The organism is Variovorax sp. GW823-FHT04B03 (genome assembly GCF_058796495.1).
The window spans coordinates 232,809-246,543 of the sequence record NZ_JBXAIT010000005.1 but is presented as its reverse complement, the minus strand read 5'-3'; the positions used below and the strand labels follow the sequence as shown (position 1 = coordinate 246,543).

General features: G+C 69.7%; 14 protein-coding genes. 6 read left to right on the top strand and 8 right to left on the bottom strand.

The annotated features are described in order from the left end of the window. Positions 1 to 8: 8 nt before the first annotated feature. Positions 9 to 710, top strand: coding sequence for a two-component system response regulator KdpE (gene kdpE / locus AC1RAD_RS22145; RefSeq protein WP_062480698.1), 702 nt, complete (start codon positions 9 to 11; stop codon positions 708 to 710). Positions 711 to 968: 258 nt separating this feature from the next. Here the strand turns inward: kdpE and AC1RAD_RS22140 are convergent, their stop codons facing one another. From AC1RAD_RS22140 to AC1RAD_RS22115, 6 genes are all read right to left on the bottom strand, one after another. After that, positions 969 to 2,090 (bottom strand): zinc-binding dehydrogenase, encoded by a 1,122-nt coding sequence (locus AC1RAD_RS22140; RefSeq protein WP_492737207.1) that lies wholly within the window; start codon positions 2,088 to 2,090, stop codon positions 969 to 971. Between the two features lie 89 nt (positions 2,091 to 2,179). Further along, a complete protein-coding gene (locus AC1RAD_RS22135) occupies positions 2,180 to 2,719 on the bottom strand; it encodes a dual specificity protein phosphatase family protein (protein WP_492737205.1) in 540 nt (179 codons plus the stop codon). Next, the gene (locus tag AC1RAD_RS22130) at positions 2,716 to 3,216 is read right to left on the bottom strand and encodes a hypothetical protein (protein WP_062480692.1); all 501 of its coding nucleotides are present in this window, start codon (positions 3,214 to 3,216) and stop codon (positions 2,716 to 2,718) included. Before AC1RAD_RS22130 ends, AC1RAD_RS22135 begins: the two co-directional genes overlap by 4 nt. Beyond that, complete coding sequence (locus tag AC1RAD_RS22125) at positions 3,213 to 4,355, bottom strand: MGDG synthase family glycosyltransferase (protein WP_070063033.1); 1,143 nt, start codon at positions 4,353 to 4,355, stop codon at positions 3,213 to 3,215. Before AC1RAD_RS22125 ends, AC1RAD_RS22130 begins: the two co-directional genes overlap by 4 nt. A gap of 84 nt (positions 4,356 to 4,439) precedes the next feature. Beyond that, positions 4,440 to 5,885 (bottom strand): nicotinate phosphoribosyltransferase, encoded by a 1,446-nt coding sequence (locus AC1RAD_RS22120; protein ID WP_492737202.1) that lies wholly within the window; start codon positions 5,883 to 5,885, stop codon positions 4,440 to 4,442. 65 nt (positions 5,886 to 5,950) lie between these two features. After that, positions 5,951 to 7,027 (bottom strand): bifunctional nicotinamide-nucleotide adenylyltransferase/Nudix hydroxylase, encoded by a 1,077-nt coding sequence (locus AC1RAD_RS22115; protein ID WP_062480685.1) that lies wholly within the window; start codon positions 7,025 to 7,027, stop codon positions 5,951 to 5,953. 163 nt (positions 7,028 to 7,190) lie between these two features. Between AC1RAD_RS22115 and AC1RAD_RS22110 the strand changes: the two genes are divergently transcribed. The 5 genes from AC1RAD_RS22110 to AC1RAD_RS22090 all read left to right on the top strand — a co-directional run bounded on the left by AC1RAD_RS22110 (position 7,191) and on the right by AC1RAD_RS22090 (position 11,730). Beyond that, the gene (locus AC1RAD_RS22110) at positions 7,191 to 8,024 is read left to right on the top strand and encodes a pseudouridine synthase (protein ID WP_139700487.1); all 834 of its coding nucleotides are present in this window, start codon (positions 7,191 to 7,193) and stop codon (positions 8,022 to 8,024) included. Positions 8,025 to 8,034: 10 nt separating this feature from the next. After that, positions 8,035 to 9,147 (top strand): winged helix DNA-binding domain-containing protein, encoded by a 1,113-nt coding sequence (locus AC1RAD_RS22105; RefSeq protein WP_492737200.1) that lies wholly within the window; start codon positions 8,035 to 8,037, stop codon positions 9,145 to 9,147. An 87-nt stretch (positions 9,148 to 9,234) separates the two neighbouring features. Continuing rightward, entirely contained in the window at positions 9,235 to 9,891 is a 657-nt protein-coding gene (locus AC1RAD_RS22100; RefSeq protein ID WP_062480678.1) for a response regulator, read from the top strand. Further along, complete coding sequence (locus tag AC1RAD_RS22095; RefSeq protein WP_492737198.1) at positions 9,888 to 11,249, top strand: sensor histidine kinase; 1,362 nt, start codon at positions 9,888 to 9,890, stop codon at positions 11,247 to 11,249. Before AC1RAD_RS22100 ends, AC1RAD_RS22095 begins: the two co-directional genes overlap by 4 nt. A 142-nt stretch (positions 11,250 to 11,391) precedes the next feature. After that, on the top strand, positions 11,392 to 11,730 hold the full coding sequence (locus AC1RAD_RS22090; protein ID WP_492737196.1) for a hypothetical protein: 339 nt from the start codon (positions 11,392 to 11,394) through the stop codon (positions 11,728 to 11,730). 22 nt (positions 11,731 to 11,752) lie between these two features. On the opposite strand, the gene aqpZ is transcribed toward AC1RAD_RS22090, so the two are convergent. Then, the gene (aqpZ, locus tag AC1RAD_RS22085; protein WP_095747097.1) at positions 11,753 to 12,457 is read right to left on the bottom strand and encodes an aquaporin Z; all 705 of its coding nucleotides are present in this window, start codon (positions 12,455 to 12,457) and stop codon (positions 11,753 to 11,755) included. Between the two features lie 188 nt (positions 12,458 to 12,645). Continuing rightward, positions 12,646 to 13,659 (bottom strand): zinc-dependent alcohol dehydrogenase family protein, encoded by a 1,014-nt coding sequence (locus AC1RAD_RS22080; protein ID WP_492737194.1) that lies wholly within the window; start codon positions 13,657 to 13,659, stop codon positions 12,646 to 12,648. Positions 13,660 to 13,735: the final 76 nt, after the last annotated feature.

Sequence of the window (13,735 nt, the reverse complement as noted above, 5' to 3'; positions counted from 1 at the left end):
AACCCGCCATGCCATCCCCCACCGCCATCGTGATCGAAGACGAGCCGCAGATCCGCCGCTTCGTGCGCGGCGCGCTCGAGGCCGAAGGCTGGCAGGTGCACGAGGCCGGCACCCTGCGCGACGGCCTGGCGGCCGCCGGCACGCGCCAACCCGACCTGCTGGTGCTCGACCTGGGCCTGCCCGACGGCGACGGCGTGTCGCTGATCCGCGATGTGCGCGGCTGGTCGCAGGTGCCGATCATCGTGCTCTCGGCCCGCACCGACGAAGCCGACAAGATCGCCGCACTCGACGCCGGCGCCGACGACTACCTCACCAAGCCCTTCGGCACCGGCGAACTGCTCGCCCGCGTGCGCGCCAACCTGCGCCGTCCACGCGCCGCGGGCGGCAACGGCGATGAACCTGCCGCCGAGGCCGTGTTCCGCTTCGGCGAGATCGAACTGGACCGCGCCGCACGCATCGTGCGCCGCGCCGGCGCCGAGGTGCACCTCACGCCGACCGAGTACCGCCTGCTGTCGGTGCTGGTGGCCAACGCCGGCCGCGTGCTGACACAGCGGCAGCTGCTGCGCGAGGTGTGGGGCCCGTCGCACACGGACCAGAGCCACTACCTGCGCATCTACATGGGGCATCTGCGACAGAAGCTGGAGGCCGATCCGGCGCAGCCGAAGCATCTGTTGACGGAGACGGCGGTGGGGTACCGGCTGGTCGTCTAGTCAAAGCGAAGAGAAGGGCTTTCAACCATCCACAAAGCCCGGCAGGCGGTGTGGTGTGGGCGGCCCCTCTGTGCCGCCGAGGAGCGCAGCGTTTCGCGGATCAGGGCTCGCAGCTGTTTGAGCGCAACGCAGTGGAGCGAGTTCTGCGAGACCCCGCGAAACGCGAGCACCGCAGGGCAGCCGCGAAGCGGCCGGCACAGTGGGGCCGACCGCGCCGCGCTGCCTGTCGGGCGCGCTCCCAAGAGAGCGCGCACCCGATCACCCCTTGTTCGGATTCAGCAGGAATTTCTCCCCGGTCGCCTGCTTCCCATACACCCCGATCGCATCCAGCTGCAGCGCCTCGACCAGCGACACTTCCCGCGTGTAGTGGCTGGCAAACGTCGTCTTCAACTCAGCCACAACGCGCGAACGCAGCCGCTGCGTGCCTTCATCGCCCAGCTTCTGCAGGAACGGGAACAGCAGCCAGCCGCCCATGCCCCAGGCCATGCCGAAGTTGCGCACGAACTCGGTCGGGCTGCGGTCCAGGCCACCGTAGATGTAGACCTGCTTGTGCGTGGTCGAGCCGTAGCGGCTGTATTCCTTGGCGGTGCGGTTCAGTGCCGCCTCCATGCAGCCGAGGATCTGGCCGGCCAGCTTGCCGCCGCCCGTGGCGTCGAAGGCCAGCGTGGCGCCGGTGGCGACCAGGGCGTCCGTCAGCTGCTCGAGGAAGTCCGGCGAGCTGGCGTTGCAGACGTACTTCGCGCCGATGCCGCGCAGCAGCGCCTCCTGCTCGGGCTTGCGCACGATGTTGACGAGGTCGATGCCGTCCTTCTGGCAGATCTTGTTGAGCATCTGGCCCAGGTTGGACGCGGCCGCCGTGTGCACCAACGCCTTGTGGCCTTCGCGCTTCATGGTCTCGACCATGCCCAGCGAGGTCAGCGGGTTCACGAAGCACGACGCGCCCTCGGCCGGCGTGGTGCCCGCCGGCAGCTCGAGGCACATCGCCACGGGCACCGCGCGGTACTGCGAGTACATCGCGCCGCCGATGGCGGCCACGGTCTTGCCCAGCAGCGCCTGCGCGGCCGGCGACGAGCCGGCTTTCACGACCACGCCCGCACCCTCGTTGCCCACCGGCATCGACTGGTCGAGCCGCGCCGCCATCGAGGCGCGCGCGCGTTCAGGCACCGTGGCGGTGACGACGGGGCGATCGGCGGTGCCGGAGGCCACGGCGGTGCTCATGTCGGCGGCGCCGAAGAGCAGGCCCAGGTCCGACGGGTTCATCGGCGAGGCCTCGACGCGGATCACCACCTCGTGGGCCTGCGGTTCGGGGATCGGGTCGTCGTGCAGGGAGAGTTCGAGTTCGCCGTTGGAACGGACGAGGGAGCGCAGTTGGAGTGCCATGGGAAAGCCCCTGTGAAAGGTCGTTCGGAGATGGCCATCGGCCACGGGGCGGCCAGTATAGGAGCGGGTGCGCGCGCCTGCTGGCGCCTTCAAGACACCATGGGGATCACCGGGGCATGGGCCAGCGCGTGGCGCATCCGCAGCGGATCGAGCCGCTCGATGTAGCGCGGGATGTTGCGCCACAGCGTGTGGTACCCATAGCCGCCGCGCAGCATCTCCTGGCGCGCGCTGTTCTTGTCCCAGTCCTGCACGGCCATGCGGTAGACCGCCGCCACCACGCCCGTGCGGTCGGCGCCGTGCATGCAGTGGATGAGCACCGGCCCCTGCTTTTCGGCCTCGCGCATCGCGACCAGCGCGCGCAGCACCTTGGCGTCGTCGATCGACCAGGTGTTGATCGGCACGCGCACCAGCCGGATGCCGCTGCCCGCAAACACCTTCCGGTCGTCGTTGAAGGAACGCAGGCTCACGACGGTGCGGATGCCCAGCGACTGCAGCGCCGCCACGTTGGCGCGGCGCGGCTGCGCGCTGCGGTACAGCGTGGGCGTGATGCGGTGCAGGTTCTCGACCTGCAGGGCGTCGAGCGGATCGGCCCAGTGGTCGGGGCGGAGGTCGGCGGTGTCTTGCTTCATCGTGCGCGGCGCGGCCAGTGGCGACGCACCAGGATCAGCAGCGCCACCGCGAGCCCGCCCCAGTAGTCGACCGGCGCGCCCCACAGCCAGTGCTTGTGCCAGAAGGCCTTCACGGGGTTGAAGTTCTCGAAGCCGAAGGCCGGGTTGATGAGGAACCACAGGAAGTCTTCGCAGACCCAGAACACGATCAGCCCCGCGAGCGCCAGCCCCCAGTCGCGCAGCGTCCAGCGCCCCTGGAAGGCCAGCGGCGAGAAGAACACCAGCATCATGAAGGTGAACACCCAGGCGTGGTACCCCGTCATCGCGCGCCCGCCCCAGAACAGGTCGAGCCAGATGTTGTTCTCGATGCGCCAGGTGGGCAGCGAGGTCGCCCAACCGGCGCCGCCTTCGATCTGGATCTCGGCGTTGGCGAAGAAGAACGCCATCGTCACGACCCACGCGAGGTAGACCAGCGTGCGGCCGATGCCGGGCCGCGGCTCCACGGCTGCGCCGCTCATGCGCCGAGGCCCAGCACGCGCTGCAGCACCGCGCGCGCGGCCTGCGGCTTGCCCAGCGCGCGGCTGCGCGCGGCCATGGCCGCGAGCTTGGCGGGGTCGGCCATGAGGCGCGCCACCTTGTAGTCCAGGCCGATGGCGTCGTAGGCCAGCCAGGCGGCGCTTTCTTCCATGAGGAAGCCGGCGTTGTGCTCTTCCTGCCCCGGAATCGGCGAGATCAGCAGCATCGGCTTGCCCAGCGCCAGGCACTCCGACACCGTGAGGCCGCCAGGCTTGGTCACGACCAGGTCGGCCGCGGCCATCATCTTGTGCATCTCGTTCGTGAAGCCGACGGCCACCACGCGGCCCGGATGGCGCTGCGACAGCGCCTCCAGCCGCGCATGGGCTTCAGCGTTGCGGCCGGCCACGGCGATGACCTGGAACGGCGTGTCGCCGCCCAGTGCCAGCACGCGCTCGACCATGCTGGGCAAGTCGCCCACGCCGGCACCACCCGACGCCATCAGCAGCACCGGTCGCGCGGGGTCCAGGCCCAGCGCACTGGCGCAGGCCGCGTGCGCGAGTTCGGGCGCATCGGGCTCGGAAAAGGCCGGCATCACCGGAATGCCCGTGACATGCACGCGCTCGGGCGGAATGCCGCGCGCGCGCAGCCGGAAGGCGACTTCTTCCGTCGCCGCGAGGTAGCCCGTCATGCCCGGCACCAGCCACATGTTGTGCAGGTCGTAGTCGGTGATCTGCAGCCACACGGGGCATTCGATGCGGCCCCGGTTGCGCTCGCGCATCAGCAGCTCGGCCGGCAGGAAGTGGGTGCAGATCACGGCGTCGGGCTTGGCGCGGCGGATCTCGCGCACCAGCGCGCCGGTGCTCAGGCGCTCGATGCCGCGGCGCAGCCGCTGCGAGGGCGCGTGGTGCGGCGTGACGTCGGTGCGCTGGTGCAGGTACGACCACAGCTCGGGCGCGCGGTTCACCAGCTGCAGGTACCAGTCGGTGTACACCTTGCGAAAGCCCGCCGGCACATGGGCCATGGCGTCGACATGCACCGCGGTGTGCGGCGCGAACGACTGGGCGAGGGTGGCTTCGAGCGCCTGGGCGGCGCGCACATGGCCGTTGCCGGCGCTCACACTGAGGATCAGGAGTTTGGTCATGGATTCGGCGGTCTGGTCGCCGGATTATGGACATGCCATGTGGCACGGCCGATGCACACGCGCCGTGCTGAAAGGATCAGCGCCTCAGAGCGGCGCCCGCGACGTGACGAGCTGATTCACGCCGGCGGCCGCCCGCTCGCGAATCGCCTCGAAGGTGGTGTTCGCGACGATGCGTCCGTTCTCGAACACCGTTTGCAGCAGATCGACCTGGCCGCTCGCCAGCGCTTCTTCGCGCAGCGTCTGTACTTCGCCGCGCGCGTTGCGCACCAGCGCGAGCCGCCCCTTCTTCGAGGCCTTGTTCACATCGCCCACCGGCGACTTGTAGACATCGCGCCACTCGCCGTTCACCTGCATCGCCGAGCACTTCATCGCCCATTGCATGGTGTCGCGGTTGACCTGCTGCAGCAGGCCGCCGCCCATGCCGAAGGAGATGTTCTCGGTCGAGAAGCCGTTGTGGAAGAAGTTCGAGAGGCACAGCCGCAGCGAGTCGAGGTTCACGCCGTCGCCCTGGATGATGCGCACGTTGTTCAGCACGCGGAACCCCTTGGCATTCGTCGCGGTGCCGAAGCGTTCGGCCAGGATCTGCGCCACCTTGAGCGTGGTTTCGGCCGGGTCGCCCGAGTCGGGCCGCACCACCAGCGTCGCACCCGAGGCCACCACCTTCGCCTTGAGCTCGTCGCCCCAGATGCGCGCGCAGGCATTGAAGATGTCGTAGCTGTCGCTCACCACGGCGAAGGTCGTGCCGGGCTTGGCGAACTGGTCGACCATGTTGCTGTACGCGTCGGATTCATGGTCGCGGCCCCAGCCCGTGATGGTGCTGTGCTCGGCCGCGGGAATCGAAAAACCCGCCACGTCGCAGTCGTAGTAACGACGCGCCGCCACCAAGGCGGCCAGTGTGTCGGTGCCCATGAAGTTGACCAGGTGGGCCATGCCGCCGAGCGCCGCCGACTCCAGGCTCGACACGCCGCGCGCGCCGAAGTCGTGCAGCCTGAACGCGATCTGGCCTTGCGGGTCGTCGCAGGTCGCTTCGAGGTAGCGCAGCAGCGTGGTACGTGCGGCGGCCGAGAGCGTGGCCACCGTGGTCGGATACCAGATAGCGCGCAGCAGTTCGGTTTCGAGAAAGCTCGTGACCCAGAAGAACTCGGGGTCGGTGTTCTCGATGGTCGCGAGCACGTTGTGCACCGGCAGCACGCTGCCCTCGGGGACCGCGCGGATGCGCACGGGCATCAGTCCGTCGTGCTTCTCGATCAGCCGCAGCCACCCTTCGCGGTTGAAGGGTTCGCCGTGCACGGCCATCATCGCTGCGGCTTCCTCGACGTCGCTGCGCGTCACCGGCGTCTGCAGGTACTCGCGCAGGTACGCCTGCAGGCCGAAGAACAGCGAATGGCTGAAGAGCCCGCCGCGCGATTCGATGTAGCTGTGCACGGTCTGCGTACCGGGCGGGTACTGCATCCAGTGCGACACCTTGTAGGAGTCGGTGCGCAGCAACAGGTTGTTGCCCAGGGGCGAGGAGGTGAGGTTGCGGTTCATGTGAAAGCTCCTTTCACGTGGGCCCCGTCAACCGGAGCCCGTTCTTGCTGACAAAGCCTGGTCGTTCAGTTCTTGCCCAGGCCACCCAAAAAATGGTTTGCGATGAAGTAATGGTCTTCGTAGATGCGGTCCGGCATCCCGAGGAACTCGGCAATCGGCACCCACCGCACGGCGGCCGCGTCGTCGTCGGCACGCACGTCCGACAGGCCCGTCCACTGGTTGTGGGCCAGCTCGAAGAAGAAGCCGTGCGTGATCGTGCGGCCGCGCTGCGAGCGGTCGGGCGCATCGAACACATGGCTGGCCTTCATGCTGCCGTTGAGCACGGGCACGGGCACCTTGAGGCGGGTTTCTTCCTTCAGCTCGCGGATGGCCGCGTCCTGCAGCCGCTCGTGCTGGCCGACGAAGCCGCCAGGCAGCGCCCACGTGCCCTTGCCGGGGTGGAACTTGCGCTGCACCAGGAGGATGTGGCCGGCCTCGACCACGATGGCATCGACCGTGGTGTAGATCGGCGGAAAGTCGCTGCCCGCATAGCGGTACTTGTCGCGGTAGTCGACGAGGAAGGCGCGTTCGTCGCAGAGCTCGGCATAGTCGGCGGTGCCGGTGAACTTGTCGAGGAAGGCGGCGGTGCCGTCGGGCAGGTCGGCCCGTGCGAGCTGGCCTCGGTTCTCGGGGTCGAAGTAGAGGTTGCGCACGTCGGTGGCGTTGAGGCTTTCCACGCTGTGCTGGCCCACGAACTCCCAGTGCGGGAAGAGCTTGAGGTAGTAGCTGGAGCTGTCCTTCAGGTGTCCCACCAGCGCGACCTTGGCCTGCGCCGCGGGCACATGGCCATCCTGCTGGATCAGCCGCTCGACGGCAGACTGGATCGACGCGATCCAGATCTGGTCGTTGTAGGGCGAGTCGCCGACGCCGACGACGCTCACGCGCATCTGCTCGCTGCCGCGCAGGCACGCGCGCACCATGCGTTCGCGTTCGTCGAAGGTGAAGGGGTCTTTGACGCTGCGGGGCTTGCGGTCGGAGCCGACCACCACGATGACCCGATCGGCGGCGCGAAGGCCTTCTTCGATGAGTCGCTGGTGACCGAAATGAACGGGCTGGAAACGCCCGATGACGATGGCGTACTGAAACTTGCGTGTATTTGGCATGCTCACTTGGGAATCCCCCAAAAAGGGCGCAATCAACTTGCGCCTGGGTTCAGGATAGCACCGGTGCGACGCATCGATCAAGTGTTCCTGGCCCCACGGGGCAGGCGGCCGATGGCAAACGGCCAGATACTCGCAGGGCGCATTTGCTAGGATTTGCCCCCCCATGACCGAGCCCTCCACCTCCCCCCACGCGCCCGTGCGCCTCAACAAACGCATGGCTGAACTCGGCCTGTGCTCGCGCCGCGAGGCGGACGACTGGATCGCGCAGGGCTGGGTGCGCGTCAACGGCAAGCCCGCCGAGATGGGCGTGAAGGTCACGCCCAACGACCGCATCGAGGTCGACAAGGCCGCCAAGGGGCAGCAGGCGAACCAGGTCACGATCCTCATCAACAAGCCGATCGGCTACGTGAGCGGGCAGGCCGAGGACGGCCACGAGCCGGCGGTCACGCTGTTCACGCCGCAGAACCGCTGGGTGGAAGACAACGCGCGCTTCTTCTTCGGCCCGCAGCAGCTGCGCGGCCTGGCGCCGTGCGGGCGGCTGGACATCGACTCCACCGGCCTGCTCGTGATGACGCAGGACGGCCGCATCGCGCGCCAGCTCATCGGCGAAGACTCGACGATGGACAAGGAATACCTCGTGCGCGTGGCCTACCACGGCCTGGACCAGCCCGCGCCCACCGGCCAGCTGGTGCGCCTGGACGACGACGACCCGGTCACCACCAACGTGCAGGCGGTGTTTCCGCCCGCCATGCTGGCCCGGCTGCGGCACGGCCTGAGCCTGGACGGCCAGGCGCTCAAGCCGGCGCGCGTGGAGTGGCAGAACCCCGAGCAGTTGCGCTTCGTGCTCACCGAAGGCAAGAAGCGTCAGATTCGCCGCATGTGCGAGCTGGTCGGCCTCAAGGTGGTGGGCCTGAAGCGCGTGCGCATCGGCAAGGTGATGCTGGGCAACCTGCCGGTGGGCCAGTGGCGCTACCTGGCGCCGCACGAAAAATTCTGACGACCTGCCCATGGCCGCGGTGCTGAGCCGTCGCGCGCTGAACCGGGCCACGCTCGCGCGGCAGATGCTGCTGGCGCGGCGCAAGGCGAGCGTCGTGCAGGCCATCGAGAAGCTGGCCGGGCTGCAGGCGCAGGCGCCCAACCCGCCCTACATCGGCCTGTGGAGTCGGCTCGAAGGCTTTCACCGCGCGCAGCTGACCGACGCGCTGAAGAACCGCCGCATCGTGCGCATGTCGACGCTGCGCGCCACCCTGCACCTGATGACCGCCGCCGACGCGTGGGCCTGGCGGCCGTTGCTCGAACCCGTGCACCAGCGCGGCCTGTCGGGCCTGCATGCGCGGGCCCTCGAAGGCGTCGACCGCGCGGCCGTGGTGAAGGCGGGCCGTGCACTGCTCGACGACGGGCCGCTCACCGGCACGGCCCTTGGCCAGGCGCTCGCGGCGCGCTGGAAAGACCACGCGCCGGCCTCGCTCGCCGCGCTCATCCGCAACAACGTGCCGCTGGTCCACCTGCCGCCCGCGGGCAGCTGGAACTCGCACCAGAACGCGCTGCTGCAGCCGCTCGGCGCGTGGCTGGGCGATGCCACCGCCGAGATCGCCACCGCCACGCAGGACGACCTGCTGCTGCGCTACCTCGCCGCCTTCGGCCCCGCGACGCTGGCCGATGCCGGCGCGTGGTCGGGTCTCACGGGCTGGAAGGCCGTGGCAGATCGATTGAGGCCGCAGCTGCGCGTGTTCACCGGCGACGAGGGCCAGGAGCTCTTCGACCTGCCGCGCGCGCCGCGCCCCGACCCCGACACGCCCGCGCCGCCGCGTCTGGTCGCCGAATGGGACAACCTGCTGCTCTCGCACGCCGACCGCCGCCGCGTGCTCGACGAGGCGCACCGCGCCCGCGTGTTCACCATCAACGGCATCGTGCGCGGCACGGTGCTGCTCGACGGCTTCGTGGCGGGCACCTGGAAGATCGAACGCGCGACGCAGGCGGCCACCGTGGTGCTGGAACCCTTCACGCGTTGGTCGGCGGCCGACCGGCGCGGCGTGGAAGAAGAGGCGCTGCGCCTGCTGGCCTTTGCCACGGACGCAGAGGACGAGCAGCACGCCGTCCGCGTCCTAAGCCCCGCCTAAGTCTTCGCGCCTACGCTGCGCCGAGGCGCAGGGCCCCTGACGATCATCCCGGTCGCGTGCTACCTTGCGCGCAAAGGAGTCGCCGCGATGCGCGTGCTGCTGGTGGAAGATGACGAAATGATCGGGCGCAGCCTGAAGCAGGCGCTCGAGGGCGCAGGCTGGTCGGCCGACTGGGTGCGCGACGGCGAGCTGGCGCACAGCGCGCTCGGCGACGGCGGCTACACCTGCGTGCTGCTCGACCTGGGCCTGCCCCGCCAGGACGGCACCGAGGTGCTGCGCCGCGCGCGCGAACGCGGCGACGCCACGCCCGTGCTGGTGCTCACCGCGCGCGACGGGCTGGACGACCGCATCCACAGCCTGGACCTGGGCGCCGACGACTACCTGCTCAAGCCCTTCGAGTTCCGCGAGCTGCTCGCGCGCATGCGCGCCGTGGTGCGCCGCCGTGACGGCGCCGCGCATTCGCTGATCGGCACCGCCGCGCTGCAGCTGGACCTCACGACGCGCGAGGTGGCCGTGAACGGCGTGCGCGAGGCGCTCACCGCGCGCGAGTTCGCGCTGCTGCATGCGCTGCTGGAGCGGCCCGGCGCCATCCTCTCGCGCGAGCAGCTCGAGAACCGCATCTACGGCTGGGGCGACGAAGTGACCAGCAACGCCATCGACGTGCTGATCCACGGCATGCGCCGCAAGCTCGGCGCCGACGCCATCCGCAACGTGCGCGGGCTGGGCTGGCGAGTGGCGGCATGACCGATGCCGCCCGCCGCTGGTGGCGCCCGCGTTCGCTGCGCACCCAGCTGCTGCTGTGGCTGGTCACGCTGCATGTGGTGGCGGCGGTGCTCACGGCATGGTTCTCCTTTCTCGCTTACGGCAACCTCGTGCACAACGCACTCGACGACCAGATGCGGCTGGTGGCCGAGTCGTACGCGGGCAACGACCCGCCCAAGACCCCGCGCGCGATGGACGGCGAAGCGGCCTTCTCGCGCGGCGCCTTCGTGGTGCAGATCTGGAGCGCCGACGGCGCTGCCTTGCGCGCGAGCTCGTGGCCCGCGCTGTCGGTGCCGCTGCAACCCGGCAGCGGCTTCAGCGACGTGCGCGCTGAAGGGCCCGCCCATTCGCGCTGGCGCGTGTTCACGGCCGAGCCCGCGCCACATGCCGACGCGCCGCGCGTGCAGGTGCTGCAGAACGAGGACTACCGCCATCGCCGCGCGCTGCGCCGCGCCCTGCTCGAAGGCCTGCCGATCGCGCTGTTGCTGCCGGCGGCGCTGCTGGTGCTGTGGCTCATCGTGTCGGCTGCCTCGCGCTCGCTGCGCGGCGTGGCGCGCGACGTGGCCTCGCAGGACGAGCGCCGCCCCACCGAGTTGTCGCTGGCGCGCGTGCCCGACGAGATCACGCCGCTGGTGGGCGCCTTCAACCACCTGCTGTTGCGCGTGCGCAGTGCCTTCGCCACGCAGCGCCGCTTCGTGCAGGACGCGGCGCACGAACTGCGCACGCCGATGGCCGCCATCGGCCTGCAGATCGAGAACCTGCGTGCGCACGTGCCGGCCGGCGAAGCCACCGAGCGCTTCAACCAGCTCGAGGCCGGCGTGACGCGCGCGCAGCACCTCATCGAGCAGCTGCTGCAGCTGTCGCGGCAGGACGCGCCGCCCTCGGATGCGCCGGGCGAGCGGGTCGACATCGAGGCGCTGCTGCGCGAGAGCCTGGGCCAGCGCATGGTGCTGGCCGATGCGCGGCGCATCGACGTGGGCTTTGAAGGTCTGACCGGTGCGGTGGTGACCGCGCCTGCGATCGAGTTGCGCAGCGTGTTCGACAACCTCATCGACAACGCGCTGCGCTATGCGCCCGAAGGCGGCGTGGTCGATGTGCGGCTGCACCGCGTCGACGGGCAGGCGGTGGTCGATGTGCTCGACAACGGGCCGGGCATTCCGCCGGCCGAACTGGAGCGCGTGTTCGACCGCTTCTTTCGCGTGCCGGGCGCGGCGGCGGGCGGCAGCGGGCTGGGCCTGGCGATCGCGCGCACGGCGGCCGAGCGGCATGGCCTGCGCATCGAGCTGCGCAACAGGGACGACGGGCCGGGGCTGAGGGCGCGGGTGGTGCTGCCGACGTAGTCATCGCGTGGTGCTCACTCCGGGCTCATTCTTCGCTCACGCTGGCCTCAGTCAGGCTGCCTAGAGTGGTTGCAGGTCCTGCTGCGCGCGGTCCGCGCGACGGCACCGGACCGGAGACAACCTGCCCTCAGGAGAACACACCATGCGCACTTCGTTCAAGCTTCTCGCCGTTGCTTCCTTCGCCGCGTTCGCGGCGCTGGGCGCGGTCAACGCCTCAGCCGAAACCACCGACGGTTCGGACTTCCACCCGCTGCAGATGAATTCGCCGGAGAACCCGGAGGTGCAGGCCGGCGCGATGGCGGCGGCACGTCCGAGCGGCACGGAGCCCATTGGGCAGTCGACGTCGGCGCCGGCGATCAGTGGGATGACGCCGGTGTCCGACATCCAGGCCGGCGCCTATGCGGCCTCGCACCCGACGGGCACCGAGCCCATCGGGCAATCGACTTCACTGCCGATGGTGAAGTCGGGCAGCGGAAGCTGAGCTAGCCTCCGCTGCGGAAAGCTCAGTCGTCGTTGCTGCTGAGCAGTGCGCGGTAGATCACCGCGCCGATGATCGCGCCCACGATCGGGGCGACCCAGAACAGCCACAGCTCCGACACCGCGTACGACGGGCCGAACAGGGCCGGGCCGGTGCTGCGCGCCGGGTTCACCGAGGTGTTGGTCACGGGGATCGACACCAGGTGGATCAGCGTCAGGCACAGGCCGATGGCCATGCCCGCGAAGCCGGCGGCCGCGCGCTTGGCGGTGGCACCCAGGATCACGATCAGGAACACGGCGGTCATCACCACTTCGCTGATGAGTGCGGCCGTCATGCCGTACTTGCCGGGCGAGTGCTCGCCGTAGCCGTTGGTGGCAAAGCCGCCGATGTCCGCGCCCGGCTTGCCGGTGGCGATCAGGTACAGCACGCCGGCCGCTGCGATGGCGCCCAGCACCTGCGACACGATGTAGCCCGGCAGCTGCCCGGCCTTGAAGCGGCCCGCGGCTGCGAGGCCGATCGACACGGCCGGGTTGAAGTGGCCGCCCGAGATCGGACCGAGCGCGTAGGCGCCCGTGACCACGGTCAAACCGAAGGCCAGCGAGACGCCGAGCAGGCCGATGCCGACGCCCGGAAAGGCCGCGGCCAGAACTGCGCTTCCGCAGCCTCCGAGCGTGAGCCAGAAAGTACCAATGAATTCTGCAGACCACTTTTTGTAGGTACTGTGTTCCATAACGCTCCATCCTGAAGTTGAGAAAGCACGCACGGCGGGAGCCGAACGCGGGCCGCATTCTAGGAACGGGAAATGGAGGCGTCGAGCAAACCGGCGCGCTTAGCGGCAACTGTTCACGAATGCTGTGGATTTGTGCCCTGCAGCATTTGCAAATGGTCGGGCGAGGGCGGGGCCGCGTCACATCGCCGTCATGCCATCGTCACGACGACCTTGCCGAACGCGCCGCGTTCCAGGTGGTCGAGCGCGGCGGGCAGCGCGTCGAAGCCGTAGCGCGCGGCGATCACCGGCTTGAGCGCGTTCGCATCGACCGCGCGCACCAGCTCTTCGAGCGCACGGCGATGGCCGACGCCGATGCCCTGCACCGTCACGCGGCCGAGCACCATCGCGTAGAACGACGCGCTCAGCGTGTCGCCACCGAGCATGCCGATGATCGACACGCGCCCGCCCTGCTTCACCGCCTGCAGCGAGCGGTCGAGGTCGGGGCCGCTGGAGAGTTCAAGCACGTGGTCGGCACCGCGCCCGTGCGTGAGCCGGCGCACTTCGGCGGGCCAGTCGCTGTCGCGCGCGAGCACGTGCGTGGCGCCGAGCGCGCGCGCCGCGGCCTGCTTGTCGGCGCTGCCCGTCACCACGATGGCCTGCGCGCCGTGCAGCCGCGCAAGCTGCAGGCCGAACAGCGCGACACCGCCGGTGCCGTGGACCAGCACCGTCTCGCCCGCGCGCAGGGCGCCGGTTTCCACCAGTGCGAACCATGCCGTGAGGCCCGCGCATGGCAGCGTGCTCGCTTCCTCGAGGCTCAGCGTGGCCGGTGCGGCCACGGCCCAGTTCGCATCGATGCACACGTGCGAGGCCAGCATGCCCGGCCCGGGGCCGCCGAGCAGCGTGGTGTCGGCGTGCCAGTGGCTGTCGGTCCAGCCGCCCCAGAAGGTGTTGATCACGCGGTCGCCCACGGCAAAGCGATGTACGCCCGGGCCCACGGCCGCCACCGTGCCCGCCATGTCCGAGCCGGGCGTGAAGGGCAGTTCGAGCGCCATGCCCATGCCGTCGCGCACCATGAGCAGGTCGCGGTAGTTGAGCGCCACCGCGCCCACGCGCACGAGGATCTGGCCCGCGTCGGGCGAGGGCATCGGTGCCTCGGCCTGTGCGAGGTGGGCGCGGCCCAGTCGGGGAAGCTGCCAGCGGCGCAGCACGTCGGGTTCTTGCATCGGAAAGGCTCCATCGGAAAAGACCGGCCTCGATGCTATTGACGATGAAAACGATCCGGTGGTGGATAATTTTCCG